Source organism: Bacillus sp. FSL K6-0042 (assembly GCF_038006685.1).
Classification (GTDB): Bacteria; Bacillota; Bacilli; order Bacillales; family Bacillaceae_G; genus Bacillus_A; species Bacillus_A pseudomycoides.
On the sequence record NZ_JBBOVS010000001.1, the window covers coordinates 2,747,924 to 2,772,040 of the forward strand.

General features: G+C 34.9%; 20 protein-coding genes. 7 read left to right on the forward strand and 13 right to left on the reverse strand.

All coding sequences use genetic code 11. From position 1 onward, the window contains the following. Window positions 1-747 precede the first annotated feature (747 nt). Entirely contained in the window at window positions 748-2,196 is a 1,449-nt protein-coding gene (locus MHH45_RS14090) for a L,D-transpeptidase family protein (RefSeq protein WP_016112961.1), read from the forward strand. A 218-nt stretch (window positions 2,197-2,414) separates the two neighbouring features. Here the strand turns inward: MHH45_RS14090 and MHH45_RS14095 are convergent, their stop codons facing one another. The 6 genes from MHH45_RS14095 to MHH45_RS14120 form a co-directional block, all read right to left on the reverse strand. Next, window positions 2,415-3,881, reverse strand: coding sequence for a WD40/YVTN/BNR-like repeat-containing protein (locus MHH45_RS14095; protein WP_077295047.1), 1,467 nt, complete (start codon window positions 3,879-3,881; stop codon window positions 2,415-2,417). 504 nt (window positions 3,882-4,385) lie between these two features. Beyond that, window positions 4,386-5,771, reverse strand: coding sequence for a 23S rRNA (uracil(1939)-C(5))-methyltransferase RlmD (rlmD, locus tag MHH45_RS14100; RefSeq protein WP_088093922.1), 1,386 nt, complete (start codon window positions 5,769-5,771; stop codon window positions 4,386-4,388). A gap of 10 nt (window positions 5,772-5,781) precedes the next feature. Further along, window positions 5,782-6,645 (reverse strand): DNA-3-methyladenine glycosylase family protein, encoded by an 864-nt coding sequence (locus MHH45_RS14105; RefSeq protein ID WP_077295044.1) that lies wholly within the window; start codon window positions 6,643-6,645, stop codon window positions 5,782-5,784. Between the two features lie 59 nt (window positions 6,646-6,704). Further along, window positions 6,705-7,487: a delta-lactam-biosynthetic de-N-acetylase gene (gene pdaA / locus MHH45_RS14110; protein WP_016112957.1), complete on the reverse strand. Its 783-nt coding sequence runs from the start codon at window positions 7,485-7,487 to the stop codon at window positions 6,705-6,707. Between the two features lie 128 nt (window positions 7,488-7,615). Then, on the reverse strand, window positions 7,616-9,139 hold the full coding sequence (gene fumA / locus MHH45_RS14115; protein ID WP_016132368.1) for a class I fumarate hydratase: 1,524 nt from the start codon (window positions 9,137-9,139) through the stop codon (window positions 7,616-7,618). A gap of 245 nt (window positions 9,140-9,384) precedes the next feature. Further along, the gene (locus MHH45_RS14120; protein WP_002174720.1) at window positions 9,385-9,567 is read right to left on the reverse strand and encodes an SE1561 family protein; all 183 of its coding nucleotides are present in this window, start codon (window positions 9,565-9,567) and stop codon (window positions 9,385-9,387) included. Between the two features lie 408 nt (window positions 9,568-9,975). Here MHH45_RS14120 and yfkAB point away from each other — a divergent pair, with 408 nt between their 5' ends. Beyond that, entirely contained in the window at window positions 9,976-11,103 is a 1,128-nt protein-coding gene (gene yfkAB / locus MHH45_RS14125; RefSeq protein WP_016112955.1) for a radical SAM/CxCxxxxC motif protein YfkAB, read from the forward strand. A 37-nt stretch (window positions 11,104-11,140) separates the two neighbouring features. On the opposite strand, the gene MHH45_RS14130 is transcribed toward yfkAB, so the two are convergent. After that, window positions 11,141-11,938, reverse strand: coding sequence for a YfkD famly protein (locus tag MHH45_RS14130; RefSeq protein ID WP_077295042.1), 798 nt, complete (start codon window positions 11,936-11,938; stop codon window positions 11,141-11,143). 295 nt (window positions 11,939-12,233) lie between these two features. Continuing rightward, window positions 12,234-13,289, reverse strand: coding sequence for a calcium/proton exchanger (cax, locus tag MHH45_RS14135; RefSeq protein WP_016112953.1), 1,056 nt, complete (start codon window positions 13,287-13,289; stop codon window positions 12,234-12,236). 187 nt (window positions 13,290-13,476) lie between these two features. Between cax and MHH45_RS14140 the strand changes: the two genes are divergently transcribed. From MHH45_RS14140 to MHH45_RS14150, 3 genes are all read left to right on the forward strand, one after another. After that, a complete protein-coding gene (locus tag MHH45_RS14140; RefSeq protein WP_016112952.1) occupies window positions 13,477-13,893 on the forward strand; it encodes a pyridoxamine 5'-phosphate oxidase family protein in 417 nt (138 codons plus the stop codon). 152 nt (window positions 13,894-14,045) lie between these two features. Continuing rightward, window positions 14,046-14,192: a BH0509 family protein gene (locus tag MHH45_RS14145; protein WP_026008701.1), complete on the forward strand. Its 147-nt coding sequence runs from the start codon at window positions 14,046-14,048 to the stop codon at window positions 14,190-14,192. 139 nt (window positions 14,193-14,331) lie between these two features. Continuing rightward, window positions 14,332-14,760 carry an EamA family transporter gene (locus MHH45_RS14150; protein WP_003194827.1) on the forward strand — a complete coding sequence of 143 codons (429 nt, stop codon included), beginning with the start codon at window positions 14,332-14,334 and terminating at the stop codon, window positions 14,758-14,760. Window positions 14,761-14,767: 7 nt separating this feature from the next. Here MHH45_RS14150 and MHH45_RS14155 read toward each other — a convergent pair whose 3' ends face one another. Further along, window positions 14,768-15,364: a DedA family protein gene (locus MHH45_RS14155; RefSeq protein ID WP_016132365.1), complete on the reverse strand. Its 597-nt coding sequence runs from the start codon at window positions 15,362-15,364 to the stop codon at window positions 14,768-14,770. Between the two features lie 433 nt (window positions 15,365-15,797). Here MHH45_RS14155 and MHH45_RS14160 point away from each other — a divergent pair, with 433 nt between their 5' ends. Continuing rightward, window positions 15,798-18,590 carry a dynamin family protein gene (locus MHH45_RS14160; RefSeq protein ID WP_016132364.1) on the forward strand — a complete coding sequence of 931 codons (2,793 nt, stop codon included), beginning with the start codon at window positions 15,798-15,800 and terminating at the stop codon, window positions 18,588-18,590. A 60-nt stretch (window positions 18,591-18,650) separates the two neighbouring features. On the opposite strand, the gene MHH45_RS14165 is transcribed toward MHH45_RS14160, so the two are convergent. The 4 genes from MHH45_RS14165 to MHH45_RS14185 form a co-directional block, all read right to left on the reverse strand. Then, window positions 18,651-19,073 carry a hypothetical protein gene (locus MHH45_RS14165; protein WP_016132363.1) on the reverse strand — a complete coding sequence of 141 codons (423 nt, stop codon included), beginning with the start codon at window positions 19,071-19,073 and terminating at the stop codon, window positions 18,651-18,653. A gap of 14 nt (window positions 19,074-19,087) precedes the next feature. After that, a complete protein-coding gene (gene lepB, locus MHH45_RS14170) occupies window positions 19,088-19,621 on the reverse strand; it encodes a signal peptidase I (RefSeq protein WP_003194819.1) in 534 nt (177 codons plus the stop codon). Window positions 19,622-19,991: 370 nt separating this feature from the next. Next, a complete protein-coding gene (locus tag MHH45_RS14180; protein WP_016112947.1) occupies window positions 19,992-20,672 on the reverse strand; it encodes a lysoplasmalogenase in 681 nt (226 codons plus the stop codon). Window positions 20,673-20,815: 143 nt separating this feature from the next. Next, on the reverse strand, window positions 20,816-21,766 hold the full coding sequence (locus MHH45_RS14185; protein WP_003194814.1) for a DMT family transporter: 951 nt from the start codon (window positions 21,764-21,766) through the stop codon (window positions 20,816-20,818). A gap of 269 nt (window positions 21,767-22,035) precedes the next feature. On the opposite strand from MHH45_RS14185, the gene MHH45_RS14190 reads away from it, so the two are divergent. After that, complete coding sequence (locus MHH45_RS14190; RefSeq protein ID WP_077295036.1) at window positions 22,036-23,961, forward strand: heavy metal translocating P-type ATPase; 1,926 nt, start codon at window positions 22,036-22,038, stop codon at window positions 23,959-23,961. The last annotated feature ends 156 nt before the right edge of the window (window positions 23,962-24,117 follow it).

Sequence of the window (24,117 nt, forward strand, 5' to 3'; positions counted from 1 at the left end):
TATTTCTTTCGGGGAGATTCTTGTAGTAGTAGTTTTTTGTTTTGTTTTTGTAATGATTTATTACTTGTAAGGGGCTTTTAAGGGGCTTACAAGGTGGATGGAAGGGGCTATTCATTGTGAATCGAAAGAATTTAGCTATCATTTAAGAAGGATTTGGGGTATACAATTCTATATGTCATTCTCTATGTGCTACAAAATAAGCCTGTTATATGTAGGACTGTTGTGTACATTTTATTGCCTTTCTCCCTTTTTTTCCTATCGCTAGGTTACGTTTAACGAGGCTGCAAAGTTCACTTTCGGTTATTGTAATTTATCGCGTCATTTGACTTTCACATTGTCATCGTATTTCAAATTGAAACACCTCTTGTCTTACCAAGGAGGTGCTCTTTCTTTCCTCATCTTACTTACTCTTAAGATATATTTCTAATTGATTAATACTCCTCAAACTTGTATGGATAATATATCCTAATTATATAATATAACTGCCTAAAAAAAGGATTAAAGAAGATAAATTATGTGAAACTTTATAATCCCTTTGGTTTATCTACTGGTTATTAACACGTTCATTCTATGAACAAAAATTCAAATTTGACCAACTCAATACTGTAAAATTTGGTAAAAAAAAAGTGAAAATTTAAGAATAATAAGGTACACTAATCATTGGTTTTGTTTTGGATGCAAAAACACTAGTTTAAAGTCGGTTGACTTTGATACTGGGATTATATTAGGTATGTGGAGGAAATATTTATGAACAACAACACAATAAATGAATCGGTTGAAGAAGTTGATAGAAAACGGGTAAACTCAAGCAAGCGTTTTAAAAATTGGAAGTTTATCACAGCGGGTGGCGTCGTTATAATTGCACTTCTAATTGGGGGAATGAGTTATTATCAGGCAACCCGTTTCAATTCACATGTTACGATTAATGACACAAAAGTCGGCGGTCTGACTGCTGATCAGGCAATGCAGAAATTAAAAGCATCTGGATTAGAGAACAAAGTCTATGTCGGCCAACAACAAATTTTAGATGAAAAAGATACGCAAACGGAACTTACGGAAGAAGATTTGCCTAAAGTTAAGAAACTATTAAAAAGCCAATGGACATTTTCCCCTTCCTCAAAGGAAAAAAATTATTCGCTGCTACCAGAAAAGGCGGATCAGTATCGAAGTAAAACAATGAAAAAACTTGTAGAAGAAAAGCTCTTATCTATGAATAAAGATTTAAAAGCGCCTCAAGATGCTATGGCGAAGCTCGAACAGGGCAAAGTTGTTATCTCAAAAAGCATTGATGGAAAACAGTATGATGTCGTTAGTCTATTAAAGGATTACGACAAGCAGAAGTATAAAAGTGAAATCCATCTGAAGCCTGTATACATACAGCCTATTAAAGAAAACAATCCTATTGTAAAAAAAGAAGAGAAAGCACTACAGGATCTTCTTCAACAAACCATTGATTATAAGGTACAGAATGAAGTTTACTCTTTAAAAGCTAAAGATCTAATTAAAAATGCCTCTATGTCAAAGGATATGAAGGTTACAATCGACGCGAGCGACATTAAGAACAAGATTACTGAAATTAATAATTCTAAATCAACATTAAATAAAGACTTCACATTTAAAACCCATTCTGGTTCGGTCATATCAGTAAAAGGACAAGGCTATGGCTGGGCAATAGATGTTGCAAAAGAAGCAAAACGAATCCAAGAAGCCTTCGAAAAAGGGGAAAAATCGCTTTCCGCTTCTAATATTTACGGAAATGGCTGGAATAAAGAAGGCATCGGTTATGAAACAACAGCGAATAATGGCATTGGAGACACGTATGCGGAAGTGTCGATTGCAGAACAGCAAATTTGGATCTACAAAGATGGAAATTTGGCAGTCACAACGAATGTAGTGACAGGTAAACATAGTACGAGTGAAGATACATCACCGGGTGTGTGGTATATCCTCTATAAACGATCACCGTACACACTCAAAGGCAGCGCAGTAGGTAAACCTGATTATTCCGTTAAGGTAGATTACTGGGCTCCGTTCACAAACGGCGGACAAGGGTTCCACGATGCTGGCTGGCGGACAAACTGGGCAAATAATGCCTATTTAACGGGAGGTTCAGGCGGATGTGTCAACCTCTCTCCTAGTGTTGCGAAAACCGTGTATGATAATCTCAGTACTTATGAACCGGTTGTCGTGTACTAGCTAATAGCAGTCTCTCAAGTATTTTCTTTATAAAAACAAAGAAGCAGGAAATCCTAAGTGATTTTCTGCTTCTTTGTTTTTATTATTTATGCTCCGTACTTCTCCTGTGCGGGGTGGAAAAACAGTTATATACTTAAACCTATTTACTTATAGTATTGTTCACCGTTGCACCTGCAACGGAGGCCATTTTATTTATTCACCTTTAGTACTAACTCTAACTATTTTTCAACTTCCTTTATATATTCCCATGTTTCTCCTTTATCTTTTGATTGATAAAGTGCGCTACTATCGCCATTATAATCTCCGTCTGCTCCTTGTCCAACTAACATATTAAAAACTCCATCTTTCTCATAAGGCATACCTGGAGAATCAAAAGGACTTATTATAGACTGTGTATGATCTAATTTCACTTCATGAGGCGGATAATTTACTTTTTTAAAAGATAAGCCCCCATCATCTGTACGATATAACTCTCCCTCGTTACCAGAAGGTCTGACTGCTCCTAAAAATCCAAGTTTATCATTTATAAAGGTTATTCCTGATACACTACCAATTCCTCTGTTAAATGGGTCTGTATTTATAACCTCCCATGTTTTACCTCCATCAGTAGTCTTGCTTAGTGAATAAAAAGCACTACCTAATGCTTTCTCTGTCATATTTAGTTTATAACCAACTTCTTTTGATAGGTAAAACTGTTCCTTGCTATTCGTTAAATCTTGTTGCTTCTCTTTAGAACTCTTTTGATTTGGTTTACTCCAATTCGGGTCACCTATTAAGTTATATCTAGCCGGTACTAACTCTTTCTCTTTTCCAGGGACAAATATAGATACAGTGTATCCAATGATTTCAGAAGTTGCTTCTTTAAGATTATGCTCCGTACCATCCTCATTAATATTAATAATTCCCTCTGTATTGTATCCCCAATTCCTTTTTCCATAATAGACCAATTCATACTTACTTTCATTCCACTTACTAACTGTTTTCTTAACTGGAATAGCCTTAACCGTTTTAATTAGAGGTTCTACTAGTTTATCTTCATCATAATCAGGTTTTGCATATCCATTTCGTATTATAGTAATATCTTGTGACTTATTTTTATTATAAGTTATTAAGTAAGTTTCCTCTTTCCCATCAGCATTTTTCCCATAAACAAATGTATCAAACGCTGTGATTGTTCCATCTGAATGAAATGTAAGATCAAAATCAGTTGCCATATATAATTTCTTTGGCAAAGTATATTTTTTATTTATATCTTCAAAAATGCCTTCTACCCCATATTCATATATATTATTATGTTCAAATTTAACTGATCTTTCATTTTTTAATCTTTCTATAAACCATGCAAGTTTGCCTTCATAATTTGTTGCACTTTTATAAATCTTTACACCATAAAATGATGTGATTACAACAATAATGATAATAGAAATATATTTCCATGCATTTAAATTAATTAATTTTTTAGATTCATATTCTTTATCTTTTATAATTCTCATTGTCGTAAATGTAATTACAGATATAAAAAATACTATACATAATAATAAAATATAAATATTATAATTCATTCTTCCATACATACAGAATAAAGCTAACTCATAACAAAAAATCCAATATCCAATTATTAATATTGGGTTTGTTAATAATGATATAAGTATCCTTTTTGCATTTTGCTTAAATATAAAAATCACTCCTAATTAAATCAATTATATTTATCTATATTGAGTATACTTTGTTTTACCCAATATTTGTATAATCCTTTAATCATCATATTATTTAATTACATACGAATTAAAGTTAAAGTAATCAGAGTTGATATAGTAATAAAAAACAAATAAAACAGCACTCCATCATACAAAGATCAGTGCTAATTTCTTAATTCTAATTTTTATCCCGCATTAACGGACAGTAACACTCCCACCTCAAAATTCAGCGAAAGCAAAGACGTTAGGTGGGAGATGAACTGTCCGTAAAAGCCCGATTCGTTCAACTAATAATCAGTGGGGGATGAAGAAAACCCCCACTGATTAAAGTTTCACTTTATTAAAATTATTCCGATAGACCTAAAATAAACAATTCACTTTTAAAATCAAATCACTATCGGTTACTTATAATGCGGTTCAGGGTAATTCATCCTAAATAAAAATTAGGCCTTATCGATTTTTCGATAAGACCTATCTCTCACTGCCACACCTTTAATTTTCTTTTCTAACAAGCTTTACTACATTTTCCACATGCGCCGTATGCGGGAACATATCAACCGGTTGTACATATTCCACTTCATAACTCTTCATTAATGCTTTCACATCACGCGCTAATGATGAAGGATTGCAAGAAACATAAACAACTTGCTTTGGTTGTACTTTTAAAATTGTTTCAAGCAACTTATCGTCACAACCTGTACGAGGAGGGTCAACTACGATTACATCTGGGCGCCAGCCTTCTTTCACCCATTTCGGTAGCCATTGTTCTGCTTTTCCAGCTTCGTACCTTGTATTTGTAAATCCGTGACGCTTTGCATTTGTCTTTGCATCTTCAATCGCTTCTGGAATGACATCCATACCGCGCACTTCTGCTGCATCATTTGCTAGCCAAAGTCCAATTGTACCAACGCCACAATATGCATCAACGATTTTTTCTTTTCCTGTTAACGCAGCAGCTTTTTTCGCTTCGTTGTAAAGGACAACAGTTTGTTCTGGATTCAACTGGAAGAATGCACGTGCTGATAATTCAAATGATAAATCACCGAGTGTTTCTTGAATGACTTCTTTTCCAGCTAAGTTGAATGTTTTGTCACCGAAAATAACAGATGTTTTACGCCAGTTCACATTTTGCATAATCGATTTGACTGTTGGCATTTGTTTTTGTACTTCTGCGATAAATTGCTCTTTATTTGGTAATTCTTCTTTTGTTGTAATTAATGTGACTTGTACTTCCCCTGTTTGAACTGCAGCACGTGTCACAATTGTACGCACTAGACCTTTTTGTTTTTTCTCGTTGTAAATAGAAATGTTCAATTTTTCTAATATACGTCGTACAACTTTTGTCGCTTCGTTTGTTGCTTTATGCTGAATCATGCAGTGAGAAATATCAATTAATTGATGTGAGTTCTGTTTATATAATCCTGTAATCACTTTTTCATCTTTACGTCCTACTTGTAATTGACTCTTATTACGATAATGCCATGGGTTGCCCATACCAAGTGTTGGACGAATGTCAGCTTCCATGCTTCCGTTCATATACTTTTCAAAGGCTTGTACAACAATATCTCGCTTTTGATTCAACTGTTCTTTATAATCTAAATGCTGCAATTGACAACCACCGCATTCATCATATACTGGGCATGGCGATTTTACGCGATGCGGTGATGCTTTACGAATTTTTTTCACTTTCGCTTCAGCAAAGCCACGCTGAATTTTCGTTGTTTCCGCAACAACTTCTTCTCCTGGTAATGCTCCTGGAATGAAAACAACTTGTCTCTTAAAATAACCAACGCCTTCTCCGTTAATCCCTAGACGCTTAATTGTCACAGGAAACGTTTGACCAACTTCTAACTTACTCTCATGTTGCTTTTGTACCATTGTTACACCTCTACTCTATACTTTTCCATAAATACAACGCTGCATAACTGCAGTATGGTTCACACTCTTGTTTCATTTTTTCTAAAAATGCATCATCTGGTTTATTCTCTAATTGAAATATACCTTGAAGTGCACGCTGAATCCCAATATCTGCTTTCGGGAACATATTTTTCCGTCCGAGCCCAAACAGTAAAAAGTTTTGCACCGTCCATGCACCAATACCTCGCACTGGTAACAATTGTGCTGCTACTACTTCTTCTGTTTGTTTTTCTAGCTCCACTAAATTTAACTTACCTTCCACAATATGTTTTGCTAGTCCTACCATATATTCAGCTTTTCGTTGACTAAATTTCTGATTTCTGAGCTCTTCTATTGAAATATTCGCTACCCTTTCTGGTGTTGGGAAAAAGAAAACGCCATTCTTCTCTGTTCCATATCGCTTTACAAATTGTTCTGTAAGAGAAGTAGCAAATTTCAAATGAACTTGTTGATGAATAATACAACGAAGAAGACAAGCAAAATAATCAAACTCTAAAACAAGTGGTGTATAGGCATATGTTTCAAAAAGTGGACGTAATGATGTGTTTCTAAAATGGGTTTGTATATCTTGAAAAGATTCATTCCATTGAAAAATGGAATAGATGCGTTTCATAACCTTCTCTTGTTTACCTGTCTGACTTGAAACCCAAAATTGTGGGTTTTGAAGTGTACCAATTCCTTGTACGCGGACAACAATTTGTTCTTCATCCATAAGAAGTGGGACATAAACTATTTTCTCTTCTAATTGAACAACATTGAGTGGATCAAAAGACAAACGCCTGAGTACCTCTTCAAAATGGTACGAATCCTTTAACGTAACATGTTCGCTCCACATACGTTTCCCCATCCTTTTTACACATCATTATAGCATGAGAAAACCGTAAGCATACATGCTTACGGCTGATTGCTTTTTACTAAATCATCCAGGCTTTTAAAATGATACCCTTTCTCGCGCAAATCATCAATGATTTTCGCAAGCGCTTCTGCATTATCTTTTGATATAGCATGAAGTAATATAATGGATCCTGGATGAATCATATTCATTACATTATTATGGGCATATTGCCATCCTCTTTGCTGATCTACTTTCCAATCTAAAAATGCAAGCGACCAAAATACGTTATAATATCCCATTTCTTTCGCAAGAGCTAGCGTACGCTCACTAAAAATCCCACGGGGAGGACGTACATATTTCACTTCTTTTTGTCCAGCTACTTTTTTAATTTCATCTGTTACACTTTGTAATTCTTCACGAAGTTTCTCATCATTTACAGTTGTAAAATCAGGATGGCTTCGAGAGTGGTTTCCAATAATGTGACCTTCATTTTTCATCCTTAATAATAACTCTTTTTGCGTCTTTATATAATGACCCGTTACAAAAAATGTTGCTGGCACTTTCTTTTCTTTTAGCACATCCAAAATTTTTCCAGTATACCCATTTTCATATCCATTATCAAATGTTAAATATATATCTTTTTTCTTCGTGTCGCCTAAATAAAAACCACCATTACCCCGGAGTAGATCAGTAAATTTTTTCCCTGCATCTGGCGGAGTCTCATTTTTTGCTCGCGGAATCCCCCAGTGATTTGGTGCGTTCGTATACGCGAAAGCAGAAACTGGAACAAGTGTCATTATAATTGAAAAAATGAGACCTATATATAACCATCTATGCTTCATAAATAGTCTCCTTTCCATATATCATCGTACCTGTAGTTTCTGTTTTCAATATTTCTTTCATTCTAAACAAATTTTTCTATATGTACCAAAAAAATGCACCTCGAATGATTCGAGATGCATTTTTCCACTTACTTAAATACCGGTTCTTTAAAGCTTGCTAATTTTTCAAATGATGTTTTATCTACATCTGCATGTAGGCTATTACCATGAGAGTCCATTGTTACAACAGCTTTAAAGCCGTCAATACGTATGTGCCACATTGCTTCTGGAATACCAAATTGTAAGAAGTCGACATCTTTCACTTCTTTAATACATTCTGCATAATACTGCGCAGCACCACCGATTGCATTTAAATATACACCACCATGTTCTGCTAGTGCCGCTAATGTTTTTGCTCCCATGCCGCCTTTACCGATGACAGCACGAATACCAAACTTCTTCATAATGTCGCCTTGATATGGCTCTTCACGAATACTTGTCGTTGGACCTGCCGCTTTAATTTTCCAATTGTCATTTTCATCTTTCACTACAACTGGACCACAGTGATAAATGATTTGTCCATTTAAATCTACCGGGCAATCGTTATCCATTAAATGCTTATGAATTGCATCACGGCCTGTGTACATCATCCCGTTAATGGTAACGACATCTCCAACGCGAAGTTCACGAATTTGCTCCTCGGTAATTGGTGCCTGCAGTACAATTTCACGCTGCTCACTTTTTGCGTGCTCCGCTTCTTGTTGAAGTGTATTTTCACCTTCTTGATATAACCAATCGATAATCTCACCTGTTTCAGGATGAATTGTTACACCAAGGCGACGATACGCCCAGCAATTATATGCAACAGACACATAGAAACTAGCTGGCAGACGATTGTATACTCCAATTTTACAACCAAGTAAAGTTGTTTCTCCACCAAATCCCATCGTACCAATGCCAAGCTTGTTCGCATTCTCTAATACGTATTCTTCAAGCTTCTGTAATTCAGGAATTGGATTCACATCATCTAATGTGCGAAATAGCTGATTTTTTGCCAACTCATAACCTGACGTACGGTCTCCCCCGATACCAACACCGATTACTCCTGCACTACACCCTTGTCCTTGTGCTTGATATACCGCATGAAGAAGGCATTTACGAATCCCTTCTAAATCACGACCTGCTCGTCCAAGTCCTTCTAATTCACAAGGTAAGCTATACTGAATATTTTTATTTTCACAGCCGCCCCCTTTTAAAATTAAACGAGCATCAATATAATCTTTCTCCCACTGCTCAAACTTAATCACAGGTGTACCTGGTCCTAAGTTATTACCGCTATTATCTCCGAAAAGAGAATCAACAGAATTCGGACGAAGTTTCCCGTCCTGTGTCGCCCGCTCAAGCGCACTGTAAATTGCTTCTTTTATTTGTAATTGATTTACGCCAACTGGTGTATAAATTTTGAAGGTTGGCATCCCTGTATCTTGGCAAATTGGAGAGATGTTTTCATCTGCCATTTTAATGTTATTTGTAATGGTGCCAAGCGCCATTGCAGAACGAGTCCCTGCATTTTCTCGTTCTTTTGCTCGTTGAATTGCACGACGAACATCTTTCGGTAAATTCGTTGATGTTTCAACAATCAGTTGATACATACTTTCTTGAAGCTTTTCCATTGTTACTTCCCCCTCAATTGTGAACGCTACCAAAACGCTACGAGATGAAATTTTTACCCTTAAGTCTCTAGAGTCTTTGTTTTTATTTTATGACTCTTAAGATCAAACGAAATTTTTCACAACTTGATTATACCCTTTTTTCCATAGTCCTTCTATTTAATCGGGCAGGAAATCTATATATTTTCTAATAAAACAGCGCATTTACAGAAAACGGCTACCAATATATAATTGGCAGCCGTTTTATATTATTCGTCTTTTTTAAATTGCTCACATTTCAGTTCTAATTCATCTAACATCGCAAGAAGACGATCTACATCTTCTAATTCTACCTCTTCTGGTTCAATTGTATCAATTACTTCGATGAACATATTTAAACGTTCTTTTAAATATACTAATTGTGAATCTTTATCTTGAATTGCTTTTCCCACAAAGGCACTCTCCTTTTTATTCGAGTTACTCTTATTATACCGCAAAAATGATTATCACGAACATGAATTTTCATCATTTTTGCCACAATACTTGATTACATACAAGCAGACATTTAATTTACTTCCTCCATCACTTGAAGTGAAATCAACAGATGAAGAATTCTTGTTACAAAAAGTTTCACTTTACCCCGCATTAACGGGCAGTAAGACCCCCGCCTTAAAACTCAGCAAAAACAAAGAAATTAGTTTGGGGATCAACTGCCCATAAAAGCCCGATTGGTTCAACTAATTCTCAGTGGCGGATGAAGAACCCCCCACTGAAAAAAGTTTCACTTTATAAAACGTCCATATTCTTCTATTATAGAGGATGGACAAATTGTTATTTCAACAGTCAAAGGAGTATTTCAGATGAGTATATCACAAACAATGAAGCCGATTACTCCTTCTTACGATCCATGGGAAGCGTATATGGACCTTGAAGAGTACGGCAAACTACTATTAACAAACGTTGAATTTACAACGACAACGTTATGCAATATGCGCTGTGAGCATTGTGCTGTTGGTTATACATTACAGCCAAAAGATCCAAATCCGCTTCCAATGGAACTTTTATTAAAACGATTAGATGAGATTCCTCATTTACGTTCTTTAAGTATTACAGGCGGAGAACCAATGCTCTCAAAAAAATCCGTCGACAACTATGTAACACCACTCTTAAAATATGCCCATGAACGAGGCGTTCGCACTCAAATCAACTCAAACTTAACTATAGATTTAGCCCGTTATGAACAAATTATTCCTTATTTAGATGTGTTGCATATTTCACATAACTGGGGAACAATTGATGATTTCGTTGAAGGTGGATTTGCAATGATGGAGCGCAAACCTACTTATGAACAACGTGCTAAACTATTTGAACGAATGATTACAAATAGTAAAGCTTTATCAGATGCAGGTGTTCTCGTGTCAGCAGAAACAATGTTAAATAAACGTACCCTGCCACATATTGAACACATTCATCGTCAAATCGTCGAAGAAATGGGCTGTAAGCGCCATGAAGTACACCCTATGTACCCAAGTGATTTTGCTAGCAACCTTGAAATTTTAACAAAAGATGAAATTCGAAGTGCAATCGAGCATTTATTAGATATTCGTGATGAAAATATATGGATGTTATTTGGCACACTACCTTTCTACGCATGTAGTAATGATGAACGTGACTTAGCTACATTAAGAAAATTACATTTAAGCAAAAACGTGACGGTTCGTAACGATCCAGATGGGCGTTCTCGCTTAAATGTAAATATTTTTGATGGCAACATTATCGTAACAGACTTTGGTGATATTCCACTGCTTGGTAACATTCAAACAAACACATTACAAGAAGCCTACGACAGATGGTGTAGTTCGAAAACAGCGAAATCACTAAGCTGTCACTGCCCTGCTGTAAAATGCCTTGGGCCAAATATTCTTGTGAAAAACAGCTATTATCCAACCGAGGATTTCTTAACAAAAGAAACAAATATTACACTGTAGCAAAAAAACGTCAGCATATTTAGCTGACGTTTTTTTGCTATTGTGGATAAGGCGAAGAAATAAATTTAAAGGATACATAATCTTGTATAGGAATAGATGCCCCAATTCCTTGTGAAGTAATATTTTTAATGACAAGCCTCTTCTGATTTCCTTTTAAAACAAGATATACTTCTCCAAATGTAACTTTTCCTTTTTCATTTACCGCTGGTGTATATGCATATAAATACCCAAGTTGTTTTGGGCTGATATTATATACACGCCCATTCCCAGTACCATAACCAATTGTTGTTTTAAAAGAAAGGGGAAGCTGCACCTTCTCCATCGCCTTTAAAAGAATCATCTTTTTCACATCATCTGTATCTTTAATATAGGCTGTTAAACCACCTTCTATCGTTTTTTGCGATTCTTGTTTGTACCGAAGCGGATATAACCGCTCCACACCACGGTTATCATATACATTACGATTTACTTGCTTATATTCCCAATTTATCGTTGTATCTGTTGATTCATAATTTAACGGCCATTGACCTAAATAAATTTTCGCCCTATAGCCAACTGCAAGAGGTGCATTTGAAATCGACGTTTCATTAAACATCCGAATTAAATCTGGGTTTTCGATTCGAATGGTCGATGTTTTCAGTAATTCTTTCGCTAGTTCACTTGGCTGCAAACGCGGTAAATCTTGCACTTCATTTGGATACGTATTGTCCTTTGAAATATTCAAAACAGATGAAGGCATCTTTACGTTTATTGTTGTCTTTGCAGAGCTACTATAAGGAAATAATAAAATAAACGAGACCATAGTTGAAAGACATATGCTGTACACTCGTTTCACCTACTTTACCCCTTCCTAATTTAAGAGTGTATAAATCATTTAAATAGCTATTAAATACAAATTGAAAAACCGACATAAAATCTTTCTTTTTAGGTGGGAGAGAGCATCTGGTCATGCATAAAAGCGGTCAGATCCTCTTCCTGTCCCCCCATGCCAAATGAAAACAAAGAGGGAAAACAAGTGCAGGTCACCTTTTGTTCTTCGTAGCAGCGACTTATATGCCTGCAAATCAAAATGGATTTATATATTAACTATCTCTATTATTTTCTCTCCGTAATATTGTTATCCCAATTTTTTATAACAAGTAAAAGCCAATTCCCATAATGAGATAAGCGGCTAATAATGTTCCTCCTTCAAACCAGTTCGTATCTCCATCATTTGAAATTGCAATTGTTAAAAAGACCGCTGTAATCATGGACACAAGTTCCGGCATTGTAAATACAAGGGGCATTTTCACCGTAAAAAACATCGAAAGTATGATGAGAACAGGGGCAACGAACATGGCAACCTGCAAGGTTGAACCGACTGCAATTTCAACTGCAATATTCACTTTATTTTTATAAGCCATAATAATTGCAGAGGCATGCTCCGCGGCGTTACCAACAATCGCAACAATGATAACCCCGATAAATAATTCCGACCATCCAAATGATTTTGCTACCGTTTCAAATGTATGAACAAGCGCCTCGGATACATAAGCAACAGCCGCTGTTGCAATCGCTAAAATAAGTAATGCTTTCCCTTTTGACCATTCAGGCTCTTCCTCATGTTCTACTTCATCGCTTTTATGCTGATACACACCACGATGCGTAACCAGTTTAAAGAATAGTGCGGCTAAATACATGACAATCATGATGATTGAAACCCCAATACTTAATTGATATGTTTTGTCTATACTCATCTTCATTGAAAAAACTTCTGGAATAACAAATGCTACAACAACTGCAAATATTAGTAAGGCCGAATTATGCCTTGCATCATAAACATTAAAACTTTGTCTTTTATACTTGAGCCCTCCTACAAAAAAAGAAAGACCTCCAACTAACAATAAGTTTCCAAGAACGGAACCAGTTAGTGAAGCAAGTACGACTTCAGTTAGCCCTGCTTGTAATGCAAAAACTGAAATGATAAGTTCAACCGCATTCCCGAAGGTTGCATTTAATAGCCCACCAATTCTTGGTCCAGAAACAATAGCTAAACTTTCTGTCGCTCTTCCCATAAAAGCAGCGAGAGCAATAATTGTAATGCAATACACAGCAAACATAATTGTTTGTGGCCAATGCAACGTATTTCCAAGAATAGAAAGCGGTACACCAGCAAGTGCAAGTATTAAGAAAATTTTATTAAACATATTTTCCATCCTTCCATCGTATGTATTTCCCCCACTATTATCATTATTCTTCTCCTAACTTGTCCCATTTCATCACAAATACGTTTAAAAAATACGATTGAAGAAAAAGGTATAAAAGAGTGTAAAAAATTTTAAGCAACAAGTTTTCACAGAATACAATTACGGATAACAGAAAGGGGCTCAAAAAATGAATTTAAAAGAAAAAATTGCAACTATTATTGAAGGACAAAGAACAGGTGTATTAGCTACCATGCGTGAAAATAAGCCACATAGCTGTTTTATGATGTTTTTTCATGAAGACTTTGTATTATATGTCGCAACAGATCGTAATTCCAAAAAGCTAGTAGATATCGAACAAAATTCAAATGTACATGTGCTACTCGGAAGAGAAGGGAAGAAATGGGATGAAGATTATATCGAAGTAGAAGGCACCGCTTCAATTGAAGAAGAGCAAACATTAAAAAATAAATTTTGGAACAACAACTTAAAACGCTGGTTACTCGGCCCTGAAGATCCTAACTATGTACTTATAAAGATCAATCCAAATACAATTTACTACATCGATAGTGCTGGTACGACTCAACCAGAGTTTTTACGACTATAATTCGAAAACAAGCCCTTTAAAAGGGCTTGTTTTGTCGAAAAGTTCTTATCAAAAAAAAGATAAAAAAGATGGAACTTTCTAAAGATTCTGTTATATAATAGTATCAACTTAAATAAACTGTATTAAAACAGATTGGGAGGAAAAATAAAATGATGAAAAGAGAAGAACGGAAAAATATGATTGAGTTTATTGAAAAGAAAAAGGGAATTGAGCGTGAAGAGCTTTTATTTATGACAGATGATGAAGTAGAACACATTTATAATGTAACGTACTTTTTATATGAAGAAATTGCAGAATAATAGTAAAGGCCCATCTAACATAAAGATGTTAGATGGGCCTTTACTATTTTCATAGTTATATTCAAAACATCCTCTTGCTATCCGTTATACTTGAGAATGATTTTCATGTATAATAATACAAGACTGGAGGAATTTTACTATGAGTTCATGGCTATTATTCGCATTATTATCAGCAATTGCTGCAGCACTTGTATCCATTTTTGGAAAATTTGGTTTAGAAGGAATCGATGCCAATGTGGCAACAACTATCCGTTCAATCATCATGGCACTATTTATGATAGGCGTAATTATGATACAAGGAAAATTTCAAAATATTGGTGACGTTCTAATGAATAAAAAAGCACTGCTATTTATCACTTTAAGTGGTATAGCTGGTGCCTCATCATGGCTGTTTTATTTTCTCGCCTTAAAAACAGGAAAAGTTTCACAAGTTGCTCCTGTAGATAAATTAAGTGTTGTATTTTCAATTATTCTTGCAATAATTATATTAGGCGAAAAATTAAACTTCATGACTGGAATGGGTGTTGTATGTATTACAGCAGGTGTTCTCTTCATTGCTTTCAGCTAAAACCCGCTTAACTAGCGGTTTTTTTTCTTCTTATGTAGAGCCACACAATAAGTACAACTACTACTGAGATAATTAAAATCCACATTCCATAATGATGCAAACTATATTCAACAAAGCGCCACTTCTCTCCAAGTTTCCATCCAAGTCCAATAAAAACGCTAATCCAGATGAAAGCACCACCGTATGCGTATAGACAAAATCTCCAAAACGTTAAATTCGACATACCAGCAAAATATGCAGTTAAATGACGAACTCCTGGTATAAAATATCCAATCATTATTAAAAAAGGACCATATTTTTCAAACAAAACATGCGTTTTTTCAATTTGCTTTTCTTTAATTCCTATCTTTGGACCATATTTTTGTAATACAGGCAGTCCAAGTTTTAAGCCAAGTATGTAACTTAAAGTAATTCCAAGTACCGCACCAGCCATTCCACTAAAAAAAGCAGCTGTCCCTGACATAGTTCCTTTCGAAATATTATAACCAACAAACGTCAGCAAAAACTCATCTGGTATTGGCAGACCTACTATTCCACCCGCAAGAGCTATAATAATTCCAAAATACCCATAATGTGAGATTAACTCACCAATATGTTGTTCCATTTGGATGACACATCCTATGCACAATCGTTATTCCATATTGTACCCTCTCTATCTTTTAAGCAAACATGGTATACATATTCACTATACATCGTTTTTATAATGAACTCTACTCCTATTCATCTTACCTGTAATGAAACTTTTTACTACTTTTAATCTTCATTTTTCGGAACCTTGAGGTGTGAATGCATATTGTTCACGAATAGCGTGATAAATCCATACTTCACTTCATAATTATAAGAAAATCCGACTTCACAAGCGTGATTTTTGTTACAATAAAGAAAAGTTACATTTAGCATCGGTTTGACTCTCAAGAAAAATGATATAGGCAGTAAACATATATTTAAAAAGATTACATGCATCTTCCATCCGTGTAGAGTACTATGCATCCTTTTACATAAAAATCATTTTTCTAAATTATACAGGGGGAAAAAACATGACCATAGAAAAACAATTGATTCAAAAGGTATACTATGAAACATTCTTAACTGAACAGGATTCTGTTCAATCTCCTCAAGTACTTGGGGAAGCATATGTAAATGAAGCTGAAAATGAATTTTCCAATATCGCTAACATTCGTTTCGCGCAAGGAGAAGTTTATTATCATCATAAAGATTTCGAAACAGCCATCTTCAAGTGGGAGAAAGTAAACAATGATCTCTCTCTATGGGCAAAAAAAAATATAGCAGACGCTTATTTTGAATTAGGATTGCTTTCAATGGCAGAAGAAATCTATACATCGATTCAAACAGAAGACACAACACTGACAATGGAAGTTTCATTGCAACTTCTTTCTCTGTACATCGAACAAAATCGTTTGGGACTTGCTTTTAAGGTCATTAGTGAAGCAGTTTCATTCCAACCAGACTATCCAAATATCACTGCCATTGCTCGTTCCTTTTATGAGAAGCAGCAGGATTGGAACAATGCTCTTGACCTTGCTGTTCAAGAAGGAATTCGAACGAAATCATTACATTGGTTTGAGATTTTAACAAGTTATGTGAATCAAGGATTCACAAAACAAATGAAACCAAAATATTTTTATGAAGCATTAAAAGTTTTATATACAATCGATTCCGTTCAATTTAAGCAACTTGTCTCATCACTTTGGAAAATCTATCAAGATGAGTCAACCTACTTATTATGGATTCAAACAATCAATCACCTTTTTTTACACGTCGAGGTAGATTCTTACGACTCATGGGATGAAATTGTTACTCTTTATCAAGACACCTACTGTGAATTAATTACAGGACAATACTTGATGCATGAACTACAGGAACTTATTCCAGACTTGTTAACAAATTGGTTTAGCTTAACAAAAGCAGAACATTCTCTATTTGTTTCTGCTGCAACGTTAGCATGGAATGAGATTTCACCTAAAAGCCTTGATACATTACTTGTAAAAAGCGCTGAAACACTCCTTTCTAGTTCAAAAATAGATAACACAGTTGATCTAGACAAGGTTTCAAACTTATTTGAAACTATTGTCGTATGGGCAGAAAAAAATGATGTAGACTTAGGTCATTCTTTCACATGGCTTGTTCGAGAACTTTCCGACCTAAATGTACAACAAGTTGTCGTTACAGGTACGAATGATGATAGTAAATCATCCTTTATCAATTCTATATTAGGGGAAAGTATACTAAAAAATTCTCCTGGAGCCGCTATCATATTTAAAGATAATGCGCAGACAGAAATTACAGAACTCACAGATTTAACAATAAAAACTACTTCCAATTTGGATGAATTTTACGAAATGATGGCTGTTCCTCCAAAATCAGAATCTGAGCAGAAATGTATTGAGTTTAAATTACCATGTAGGTTTTTACGAAAAAATAAATTCTCATTTATCGTTACACCAGGTTTTGATGGAAATGGCAATAAAGAAAATACAAATCTTGAATACTTACATGCAACCGATAATCTATTATATGTTCTTAATACCTCTTCGCCTTTACTTGATGAAGAAATCGATACACTACTGTACATACGAGAACAAATACCGACTTTACAAGTTCATTTTGTTTTAAATACAATCGATACAATTTTTAGTGATGAAACAGCAAATACAATGCTAAATAAAACCGAGTCTAAAATACGTGTACATTTTCCAAATGCACGAGTATTCCCTTACTCATCTTTAGAGGAGAGCAGCGGGCAACTAAGTGATTTAACAGAATCCATTACTTCAAACTTTAATAATAGAAATATAGAAACCGAACGCACGGAAAAACTATTATGGTTTATTCAAAAGACCATCACGTATCTCTTAAATGAACGCGTACAATTAGAAAATACGTTAGTAAGGTCAATCCGTTGGAATAAACACATTTTAGTGAAATTAAATGGCTTCATTAATAACCTGACTGCTATTGAAAAAGATAAGACTCGCTCTATTACAGACTCATATCGTTTAACGAAAGATGAAATTATACATGATCTTCATGATCAAATTCCTGAATTATTGCAGAGCTGTTCCGATTTAGTTCATGAAGATAGTGACTTTAAACAAGTTCCTGAAGAATTAAATGCAGCAATGAATGAAAGAATTCAAAAACATTTACAACAAATGATATTACCTAAGTTTACTCAATCTATTCAAGAATGGATTGAAAAAGTCCATAATGAATTTATTCAAAGTCAATCTTATTTAGATGAAATGAGTGAAACATTTAATAAATTATACGAAGAAGAACGTATGAAACTACCATGCGATTTCCAACTACTTGATGATTGGCGCCGCGATGTTGCAAGGATGACAAACCGAATCAAAGTTGATGATGTAAATATTTTACTACGCTTTACACCAACACAATTTCTATTAAAAAGTGCTGGAAAGCTATTCGGTAACATGCAGAAAAATCAATCCATGCTTTACAACAAATATAAAAATTATATCGAGACCGAAGACTATACAGATGTAACAACAACTATTTCTGAACAGTTCTTCCTTCAATTTGAATTATTCGAAAGTGCATTAGAACGTGATATTATGATGTTCTTTAAAGAACCTCTTAGCATATTAAAGCAAACTGTGGAAGCTGCACATCTCGAAATAAATGAGGATGAAAATGCATTAACGAAACTAAGAACAAATCCAGAAACATATCATGATCCTTTAACACTGTTTAAATTACAGTTATTGCAGTACAAATTCATGCTAAATGAAAAAAACGATGAAGCCCCTTCTTTGAAAATAGCAACGAACGAGGCACCTACAATTTAGGTAAATACAAAAAACCAAGCAAATTGTAACAATTGCTTGGTTTTTTACTTATATTCTATTTCACATATCCCAAATAACATCATTAACCTTTGCATCAATTTTCACACGCTTAATAAATTTCTTTCTTTCATCTTCTTTATGAATTAACTTATGTATATAACGACGTTTGCTTAATACATCCCTGCATGCTTTATTATAATTTAAAATTTCCTGGCAGCGCTTATCCTCATATAAAACCTTGAACCATGTATACCGCTTCAGTTTTTCTATGTGTCGCTGCACTCTTTTCTTTTTCCGTTCTTCTCGTTCCGCTAATCTTTCTAATGCATGCTCTACCACTTCATCTAACATAAAGTCTCCAGCGACTCTTATAATACTAACAGTCCCTCTTACAATCCCTTTACCTGCATCAACACATATTTCACCTAATGCAATTGCTGCGCGACCAACTCCTACTAGAATGTGTCCAATAATATCCTCCATATTGTCCCTTCTTTCTAGTTCACAATTTTCATATGATCAAACGGATAATAGATTGCAGTTAATGTGCCAAGCACTTCTGTTTTATGAATCAGTCCTAAGCCGTTACGGCTATCTCTACTCACTAAACGATTATCTCCCATGACAAAAATTTTATTTTTCGGAATCGTAATAGGACCAAAGTCTTCAGTTAAATTAATAAGAAGTTGTTTCGCTTGTTTTTTATTTTTATCTAAATAAGGTTCACTTTGCACTTGATGATTTACGTATAATTGATCATTTTTCATCTCAATTACATCTCCTGGCAACCCAATAATTCTCTTTACATAAAAATTATCAGTCTTTACTACAATAATATCTTCACGCTCATAGGTTTCAAATCTCTTTGCTAACTTATTAATAATTACTTTATCCCCATCTTGCAATGTTGGCCTCATAGATGCTCCCTGCACAGTTGTTGGAAAAAACACAAAAATTTTCACTAAAAAAAACAACAAACACGCAATAGCTAGTATTTCAAAAAGCTCACGAAAGCGACTTTTCTTTTTCATTTTCCATCTCTCATTCCTCTCCCTTTGTTACATTTATTATAGATAGTTTCTACTATTAATTTCCACAAAATTCCGAAAGAATAAGATAAAACCTATAAAATTTTCTAAAGTGAAACTTTAATCAGTGGGGATTGAAAATGGTTTTTAATTATCTTAATTGCAAGTGCTTTTACATTCGGATTTTCTAATTTAGTTTTCTGCTTTATTTATAACAAAATATACATTAATGAGCTATTATCTCAAGGTTATAAAGCGGCTGACGAATATAGTCTTTCCGCTTTACAGCAAAAGAACATCGTAGCATAATATATAATCAAAAAAGAGGATATCCCAAAAGTAGCTAAATAGCTACTTTTAGAGATATCCTCTTTTATATTCCAACATATACAATACACATCTGTGCAGCAACATATGTTACCCAGATCCAAAGTGGATCATACTTTACTTTGCGACCACCAATATCCGTTACACCAATAATAAAATCAGAAATCACAAATAACAATCCACCAAGCGCTGGAATCCACCACATTTCGTTGTTTGCATAGTATAATGCAAATGCAAAACACGCCATTCCCCCAACCCATAAACCATATACGAGCGCACCAATTGTAAACAGCCTATCTTGTTTTTGATTGCGAATAAAAAAGAACCAACCAATTATTAAAAATAAACCGTATGCTACTAACCCAATCCAGAACCCATTCCATGAGATACCTGTTTGCAAAAATGCTGTTACATAAAAACAATGCGCAATTGCAAAGGTAACCATACCGCCGATTAACCGATGTCCAAATGGAATGATTCCTGCCATAAATAAATCACCAAGCGTAGATAAAGTCATACCAATTGCAGCCCACTGACGATACTCTACAGATGGATCTTGTAACCAAATCCAGATCGCACCACCAGTTAAAGAAAAACTAAGAATAAGACGAATCAATAATGGTAAAGGCTCATTTTCTCCCGTTTGCTTTGTCTGTGCTATTGCATAAACCGCACCTACAACAAATACAATGACCTGTCCAATTAATAATATATAAATTTCATTCATAACATGTTCTCCTCAATAAATGGATATTAATATTTCTTCGTGATATAACCTATTTTCTCCTGTTTTTATCATATAAAATTTCAAAAGAAGAGGAACACTCCTATCCTTTTTTCTAAAACTAAAAGAAATTAATCCTACTCTTTTTATGCCGCTTGTTTCTCTTGCTCCGTTTTTTGCATATTTGGTGTCCGATTTACTACGATAATACCCGCTGCTACACATGCTAATCCAAATAAAACAAATGAATGAATTGCTTCCCCTAAAATCATGCTGGATAATAAGACTCCAAATACTGGTATAAAGAACATATACATCGATACTTTTCCGACCTTGTTATACTTCATAACTGTATTCCATATACAGAACCCCGCCGCTGATAAGAAGGATAAATAAAGTAACATAGATAGTGCTTTCATATTGAATACAAAAGGCATAAATCCAACTTGAAAAATACCAATACATAATAATCCGATAGATCCAAAAATCATCTGATATGCTGTCATGTACCCAACATCTAATGTTTTACTTCCTTCTTTTGCCAATATATTTCCATATGAATACATCATCGCGGCCCCAAGAAGCAATAATTCACCAATTCCAAAATGAAACGCCATACTTCCATCACTTGGAACATTCACAAGAATCACACCACAAAAACCGATAGACACGCCGATCACTTTTCGAATATTTAATGCATCATCTTTATACAAAAAATGCGCAATTAAAATTTGAAAAAAAGATGATGTACCAGAAATAATAGCACCTTCAATTCCAGAACTGTAACTCATACCAATATAAAAACATACATATTGTAGAAATGTTTGAAATAAACCAATTTGCACTAATTGCTTCCCTGTTTCTTTTTTGAAATGCATATCTTTTCCTATTGCTTTAAAAAAGAATAAGAGCATCACACCAGATAAGAAAAAGCGATAACCAGCAAATAATATTTGCTCGCCAACTTCATGTGGCTGAATTCCGAGTTCAGCATAACTTAGTTTAATAAAAGGAAATGCGCTTCCCCATAGAAATGTCGCTGCTAGCGCTGCAGCAAACACACCAATTGGATGGGTAAAAAATTTCTCTGTCTTCACTTATTGTCTTCCTCTCCGACCTTTTTACGAACAACATTCATATATACCAAAGGAAAAGAAAAAAAACAAGTTTTTCAATTTGATATATAAACAAAAACATATTCTCAAGTAAAAACATATGATATAATATAGAATAATTACAAGATAATAACTGATAAAATTTTTCAATAGAAATGCTGCTATCCGTATGGATGGCAGCTTTCGTCGTTTTATGGGGATTTCGATTTTGATTCTTTTTCTCAATAAGAATTTGGAAGGAGCGAGTAATAATGAACTCAGAAGTAAAAGCATTACCATCAAAAAAGAATATGTCTAACCCATCTTGGATTCAATCATTCCAAAAGCATTATGAACTTATCTTTGCAATCCTATCTGGTGTTTTCATTTTATCCGGTTGGTTATTCACAAAAAACGAAGCAACAACTGCTGGGATAGTTTTTTATATCCTCGCCTATATAATTGGAGGATATGCGAAAGCGAAAGAAGGCATCGAAGATACAATAGAAGAAAAAGAATTGAATGTAGAAATGTTAATGCTCTTCGCTGCCATTGGTGCCGCTATTATCGGATACTGGGCAGAAGGTGCCATCTTAATATTTATCTTTGCACTAAGCGGTGCAATGGAAGCTTATACATTAAGTAAAAGCCAAAAAGAAATTTCAGCACTGCTAGATTTACAACCTGAAGAAGCCTTGCTCATTTCACATGGAACAGAAGAACGTATTCCAGTAGCTCAGTTAGAAATTGATGACATCATTTTAATTAAGCCAGGTGAACGCGTACCTGCAGATGGTACAATTCATAGCGGTGAAACAAATATCGATGAAGCTGCTATCACTGGGGAGCCTATCCCAAATGAGAAAAAATTTGGTGATGAAGTATTCGCTGGAACCGTGAACCTACGCGGGGCTATTGAAGTTAAAATTACAAAAAGAAGCGACCAAACATTGTTTCAAAAAATTATCCGTCTCGTTCAAAACGCGCAAAGTGAAAAATCACCATCGCAACTTTTTATCGAAAAATTTGAAGGAACATATGTAAAAGGTGTACTTATCATCGTTGCTCTAATGATGTTTGTTCCTCATTTCCTACTAGATTGGAGCTGGAACGAAACATTTTATCGTGCCATGATTTTACTCGTTGTTGCTTCTCCATGTGCACTTGTCGCATCGATTACACCAGCGACATTATCTGCTATTTCTAACGGCGCACGAAGCGGTATTTTATTTAAAGGTGGTATTCATTTAGAACGCCTTGCCTCAGTGAAGGCAATTGCCTTTGATAAAACAGGAACATTAACTCAAGGAAAACCGACTGTAACAGATGTTTACGTACGTGATGAAATAACAGAAAAAGATGTGTTGTATATTACAGCTTCTATCGAAAGTCATTCCACACACCCACTCGCAGAATCTATCGTCAAGTACGCAAAACATGCATATGACATTACATTAACGAAACCCGAAAGTGTAGAAGATGTCACTGGATTTGGCTTAAAAGGAATTTTAGAAAATACAGCTTATAAGATTGGAAAGGCCGATTTTATTGGCGAAGAAACAAAAACTTTTCATAATGGTATCGCTACGACACTCGAACAAGAAGGAAAAACTGTTGTCTATATTAGTAATGAAAAAGGAATTCTTGGACTTATTGCTTTAAAAGATACACTTCGCCAGGAAACAATTGCTGCTATTCGTGATTTACAAAGCATTGGTGTTGAAGCTATCATGATCACTGGTGATAACGAACAGACGGCTAAAGCAATTGCGACTGAAAGCAACATAAAAGAATACTACGCATCATGCTTACCAGAAACAAAAGTTGAAACGGTGAAACAACTAAAAGAAAAATACGGTACAGTGGCAATGGTTGGCGACGGTATTAACGATGCTCCTGCACTCGCTACATCAAGTATTGGCGTTGCTATGGGCGAAGGGACAGATGTTGCCTTAGAAACAGCAGATGTCGTTCTAATGAAAAATGAACTCTCTCGCCTTGCACAGGCCATTCGTTTATCAAAACGAATGAACCGCATTGTAAAACAAAATGTTATTTTTTCATTAGCAGTAATCGCAATGCTCATTTGCTCTAATTTCCTACAATTTTTAGCTCTTCCATTTGGCGTTATTGGCCACGAAGGAAGTACAATCCTTGTAATTTTAAACGGCTTACGTTTATTAAAAAGAAATAACTAAACGGGTCCCCAGAGGGAACCCGTTTTTTTAATGATAGCTATTATGTCCATTGGCACTGCTACTCGTTTTATGTTTTGGATGTGAGCTACTATTTTTTTTACCTTGGTTTTTATTATTGTGATTTTTTTTATTATTACTCATTTTGAATCCCCCCTG